The organism is Legionella tunisiensis (assembly GCF_000308315.1).
Taxonomy (GTDB): domain Bacteria; phylum Pseudomonadota; class Gammaproteobacteria; order Legionellales; family Legionellaceae; genus Tatlockia; species Tatlockia tunisiensis.
This window is the reverse complement of the sequence record NZ_CALJ01000178.1, coordinates 1-4,984: the sequence shown is the minus strand read 5'-3', so window position 1 is coordinate 4,984 and position 4,984 is coordinate 1. Positions and strand designations below refer to the sequence as shown.

Below are 4,984 nucleotides of genomic sequence, written 5' to 3'. Positions count from 1 at the left end.
CTTGTGAAACGTAATAACTTCGTATAGCATACATTATACGAAGTTATACGATCAATTGAGCAGCATGCTCAGGCTGATCATTAACGCCTTTGAGCATCACATACTCAAACGTTACCTTTCTCTTAGGTTCATTTTTAAAATAACGTTTACACAAAGCCATTAGTTCAGCCAAAGGATATTTTTTATTGATAGGCACTAATTCGTTACGTAATTCATCGTTAGGAGCATGTAATGAAACTGCCAGTGCGACTGGACTGGCCTCACGCAAACGCTCTAATTCTGGCAAAACACCAGAAGTACTTAAAGTGACTCGCCGCTTGGATAAACCATAGGCAAAATCATCCATCATGATATCCATTGCCGCTACAACGTTATCAAAATTGAGCAGGGGTTCACCCATACCCATCATAACGACATTGGTAACTCGTTTATCATGTGCTCCATCCTGCTGTGATAATTCACGCACAGCCAACCAAACCTGGCCAATAATTTCTGCTGTACTTAAATTCCGATTAAAACCTTGTTTGGCTGTTGAGCAAAAACTGCAATTTAGTGCACAACCAACTTGCGAAGATACACAGAGAGTTCCTCGCGTTGCTTCGGGGATAAAACAGTTTCTATACAATTCCCGCAATCCAATTTCAATAACCATTTATGAGTACCATCAGCAGATTTCTGACAAGCGACAATCTCTGGTAAACGAATTTCAGCCATCAGGCTAAGCCGCTCTCGGAGCGACTTACCCAAATTGGTCATTTGCGAAAAATCATGAAAACCAGCTTGATGGATCCATTGCAGTACTTGCTGTGCGCGGTATGGCTTATCACCAAGCTCACTGAAAAAATTGCGCATTTGCTGATAATTAAAATCCAACAAATTGATTTTTTGACTCATCGCATTACCTCAGACAACAATTATCTTTTGCAAATTTCATGTGGTTCAAAGAAATAAGCAATTTCTTGAGCAGCCGTTTCAGGGCTATCAGAGCCGTGAACTGCATTTGCATCAATACTGTCAGCAAAATCAGCACGAATAGTACCTGCATCCGCCTTTTTAGGATCAGTCGCGCCCATTAAATCACGATTCTTGATGATTGCATTTTCGCCTTCTAAAACCTGAATCATTACAGGACCTGAAATCATAAAAGACACCAAATCATTAAAAAATGGACGCGCTTTATGAACAGCATAAAATCCTTCTGCCTGCGCTCGAGAAAGATGCATCATTTTCGCAGCAACAATATTTAAACCAGCTTTTTTCAAAGCGAGCATAAATTTGGCCAATAACTGATTTAGCAACTGCATCAGGTTTGATGATAGACAGGGTTAACTCTTTTGCCATAACGCACTCCAATTATCTAAGATTAAAGCGCGTTATTATACACGATCTGATAGCGTAGTAGCTAACATAAATTCATTGTTCACCAAGATCTGCATCAAAATGGAGAAATTCGCGATTCTCTTCCGTTTGTTCCGGATTTATGCGGTATTCTGGCAGTAATTGAATCAATTCATTGACTCGTAGTATCAAATTATAAAATTCAGTACGATATTGACGTAAACTTCGGCCAGTATCTGAAACACGTTCCATAAAATTTGCCAAAGAGGTCTCTGTTGCCTCGGCGAATTCAGTTAACTTAACAATTTCTTCTGCAATTAATTGTTTCAGTTCACCTCCTAGGCTTTGACCCAGAATTTTTTCCAAATCACTCCAGGTATTGCTCTTAAAGCTGATAGTCTCACCCGGTGCAATATCCTCTTTAATAATCAAGTGATTAAGCGCTTGAATAATTTTTACATCCAGTTTATCTCCACCGGTTGATGGCAAAGCTGATTTAACCCTTTTTGCAGCACCATGAAGAATTTTTTGCCATTCTGCGGCATATTTAATAAGACTATGCTGACTTTCAGCAATCAATTTATCTTGCGTAAACTCCAATTGATGGAATTCATCGCCCATTTCCACGAGCTTTTTTACGCGTTTCCTCCAAATCATCTCTAGTCAAACCACCGGGCGACTCTTCATCTTTGGCCGTTTCTCCCGACAATAAATAATCAACAAACAATTTTTTGCGCATAAACCTGGTAATCATGAGCTTGCTGCAAGATAATCCCGTTAAATACATTTTTCATAGGAATACGTAGCAAACGATGATAAAAATTATTAGGTTTTTTGACTGCGGCAAACAGATCTTCTTGAGGGAGTTTAATTTTACATTTTTCTAAAATACGTTCTGCAGTAATTAAACCATAGGTTGAATACCACATCGACAAATCGTTTTCTGCTCGTTCTTCGCTCATTATTCATCCAACTTGATTTTGCAACAGACTGTGATATAACGCATTCTTTCATCAAAAAGTATAGTGTATATTTCTCATGCTAAGCTCTCTTGCCAATGAATTGCAAATTTTAATTGATTTTATTCGCACACCCACTCCTACTGCTTGGGTAGATGTTGCTATGATGAACTTAACGACCCTACTTGTTGATCACGCACATTGTGAACGAAAAGCAGCAGCCACTGCAATCAATTTCATTAGTAAATACCCAGAAAAACAGGAATTAGTCGCGGTCATGTCTCCTTTAGCCCGTGAAGAATTACTGCATTTTGAAAAGGTAGTCAATTTGCTGAAAGCTCGTCATATTAAATTTGGCCCTCTTCATCCCTCTAATTATGCGCAGCAAATGCATCGTCTTGTACCCAAAGAAAACTCTAGGGAGCGTTTACGCGATCAATTAATCATTGGTGCTCTCATTGAAGCACGCTCCTGCGAGCGTTTTAATGCCTTGATTCCTAGGCTGGAAGACGAAGAATTAAGTAAATTTTATAGTTCGCTTGTGAAATCTGAAGCACGCCATTTTCAAGATTATTTACATCTGGCAAAACTTTATGGAGGAGATATTGATAAGCGTTTGGATTTTTTATTACCGTCGAAAACGAATTAATTAAGAGCACCGATCAGGTATTCCGTTTTCATAGCGGAATACCTGCCCAAAAATGATTATGGGGTCATTCCAGAGCTCGGTTCCTGAGGTGGCTCATATTTCATATTGATATTATAGCGTCCTTCCATAAAGCTTTTTAAACCTGTATCAGGTGGTTGGTTAGGCGCTCTGCCCTCACTAAGCTCTTTGAAGTGTTCTGTAGTCATGATCGCATTAGTGGGCGGGACCCCCCCTAGAGGCTCTGTTTGTTTTAATACAAACTTATCAGGGTTGTTAGGATCGGGTTGATTGGTATAACCATGTGTTTTTGCCCATGCAACCAATCCCGCGTCAAAATGCATTTGCTCAGTCTCTGACAAAGGTATCCCATCTTTGCTAGCACCCGAAACTAAATGTCCTTCATCATCCACATTAACACTAAATTTAATATCGGGGACTCTTGTTCCTAGGCCTAATGCGCTACCAACACGGGTATTACCAACTTTATTGGAAACTAGCGTTCCTACACCTTCAGCGAATTGTCCTATTTCTTTGTTATAAGGTACAAGTGAGGCAAGAGGTTTTAAAACTAAATCTTTACCGGCTTCTGCTGCAAACTTCAACAATCCTACCGCTGCATAATCACTATCACCAATCGGATCCAGCGACATAGCCATGGCCAAATCCATCAATGTATTGACAATGGCGTTCATACCAGAAACCCAATCATTATAGCCTTTCATCCCATCGCTCATGAGCACGTCGGCATTTTTACCAACTTTCTCCCAATAGTCCTTCCCTTTAGCGCGCCGTTTTTCCCTGCCTATATTATTTAATTCCTCTTTCATCTGCTGCTGTTTTGCTCGTTGCTCTCCTTGCAGCAAGTCTTGTAAACGGGCATCTTTCTCTTGAGCGGCTAGTGCATTTATTTGTTGCTGCTTCTTTTCTTCAGGAGTTGGCATAACTTGATACCTCTATTAACTCTAGTTGATTAAAATAAAAACCTTTTGTTTCATCATAACACAGAAGAGTAGGGTTGTCATCCCAGTCACTTAACACATATTGACTATACATAATTTCATTATAACAATGATTTATTAAGCCTGGCTTATGTATATGCCCATGAATTAACATTGTTACCTTATATCTTTGCATATGTTTTATCATGTCCGATACGACCACATCCATTTGGCTATAAGGCTTACTTCGGTTTGTTTGACTATGTTGCCTTATCTTGCTGACCAATTCAGCCCTGAATTTATAGGGCAGACGTAAAAAAAGTGGCTAAACCACCGATTTCGCGTTAAACGTCTAAACCATTGATGACCTTTATCGTTAGTACAGTATCGATCACCGTGAACTAATAAAATTCTCGTATCACCTAATTGAATCATGGCTGGTTCAGGAAGAATAATCATTCCCGCTAAATCAGCAAACGCTTTCCCTAGTAAAAAATCACGATTTCCGTGCATAAAATAAATAGCTACCTGTTGTTGCGATAACCAGAGCAGGCGTTTTGCAATCGATCTGGACCAAGAATCAAGGCTATCGTCACCAGCCCAGGCATGGAAAAAATCACCTAGAATATAAACAGTCTTAGTATGCTTCGCTGCCCACTCTATAAAACCATCAAAACGCGCAGTAATTAAAGGCTCATCGGGATGTAAATGTAAATCAGAAATAAACACTGCAGCTAAACGATTATTGGGTATCTTTGCCGTTGTAGTCATAGTGGATTGCTTTTAATGCGTCGCATGCTCTGTGTAGAAGAGTAGATAATACCACTCTTATCCAAATTTAAGATACTTTGATTAAACCGAACAAATCGCAGCCTACACTCTAGCATAACGACTCTATACAAATATGCTCATCTTGTAAATAGATCTGGCAAGGTCCAGCATGAGGCTCAATTGCATCACTTAGACGATAAAAACCGGCGATGGAGACCAACTCAGCCTCTAAAGATTGACAGAAAATTCTCGCTTGCTTATCCCCGGAGAGCCCAGCCAAAGCTCTACCACGTAAACTACCATAAACATGAATATTACCATCAGCAAGC

The 4,984-nt window shown here is 39.7% G+C and carries 7 protein-coding genes and 3 pseudogenes; 1 reads left to right on the top strand and 9 read right to left on the bottom strand.

Features of this window, described 5'->3' with window-relative positions; all coding sequences use genetic code 11:
* Nucleotides 1-49: 49 nt before the first annotated feature.
* The 5 genes and pseudogenes from rlmN to BN58_RS28460 form a co-directional block, all read right to left on the bottom strand.
* Nucleotides 50-894 (bottom strand): annotated as a pseudogene (gene rlmN, locus BN58_RS24285) (23S rRNA (adenine(2503)-C(2))-methyltransferase RlmN); the annotation flags it as partial.
* A gap of 20 nt (nucleotides 895-914) precedes the next feature.
* Nucleotides 915-1,341: pseudogene (gene ndk / locus BN58_RS24280) on the bottom strand (nucleoside-diphosphate kinase).
* 72 nt (nucleotides 1,342-1,413) lie between these two features.
* Complete coding sequence (locus BN58_RS28465) at nucleotides 1,414-1,959, bottom strand: hypothetical protein (protein ID WP_019216833.1); 546 nt, start codon at nucleotides 1,957-1,959, stop codon at nucleotides 1,414-1,416.
* The gene (locus BN58_RS36105; protein ID WP_019216832.1) at nucleotides 1,949-2,077 is read right to left on the bottom strand and encodes a hypothetical protein; all 129 of its coding nucleotides are present in this window, start codon (nucleotides 2,075-2,077) and stop codon (nucleotides 1,949-1,951) included. The genes BN58_RS28465 and BN58_RS36105 overlap by 11 nt, the downstream gene beginning before the upstream one ends.
* On the bottom strand, nucleotides 2,055-2,300 hold the full coding sequence (locus BN58_RS28460; RefSeq protein WP_019216831.1) for a hypothetical protein: 246 nt from the start codon (nucleotides 2,298-2,300) through the stop codon (nucleotides 2,055-2,057). The genes BN58_RS36105 and BN58_RS28460 overlap by 23 nt, the downstream gene beginning before the upstream one ends.
* Before the next feature lie 76 nt (nucleotides 2,301-2,376).
* Between BN58_RS28460 and miaE the strand changes: the two are divergent.
* Nucleotides 2,377-3,002: pseudogene (gene miaE, locus BN58_RS24270) on the top strand (tRNA isopentenyl-2-thiomethyl-A-37 hydroxylase MiaE).
* On the opposite strand, the gene BN58_RS10770 reads toward miaE, so the two are convergent.
* From BN58_RS10770 to minC, 4 genes are all read right to left on the bottom strand, one after another.
* Nucleotides 3,003-3,887, bottom strand: coding sequence for a hypothetical protein (locus tag BN58_RS10770; protein ID WP_019216829.1), 885 nt, complete (start codon nucleotides 3,885-3,887; stop codon nucleotides 3,003-3,005).
* Nucleotides 3,874-4,080, bottom strand: a complete 207-nt coding sequence (locus BN58_RS33855) for a metallophosphoesterase family protein (RefSeq protein WP_232220518.1) — start codon at nucleotides 4,078-4,080, stop codon at nucleotides 3,874-3,876. Before BN58_RS33855 ends, BN58_RS10770 begins: the two co-directional genes overlap by 14 nt.
* 74 nt (nucleotides 4,081-4,154) lie before the next feature.
* Nucleotides 4,155-4,655 (bottom strand): UDP-2,3-diacylglucosamine diphosphatase, encoded by a 501-nt coding sequence (locus tag BN58_RS33850; RefSeq protein WP_232220517.1) that lies wholly within the window; start codon nucleotides 4,653-4,655, stop codon nucleotides 4,155-4,157.
* 109 nt (nucleotides 4,656-4,764) lie between these two features.
* A partial coding sequence (gene minC / locus BN58_RS24260) for a septum site-determining protein MinC (RefSeq protein ID WP_040916444.1) occupies nucleotides 4,765-4,984 on the bottom strand: 220 nt, incomplete at its 5' end.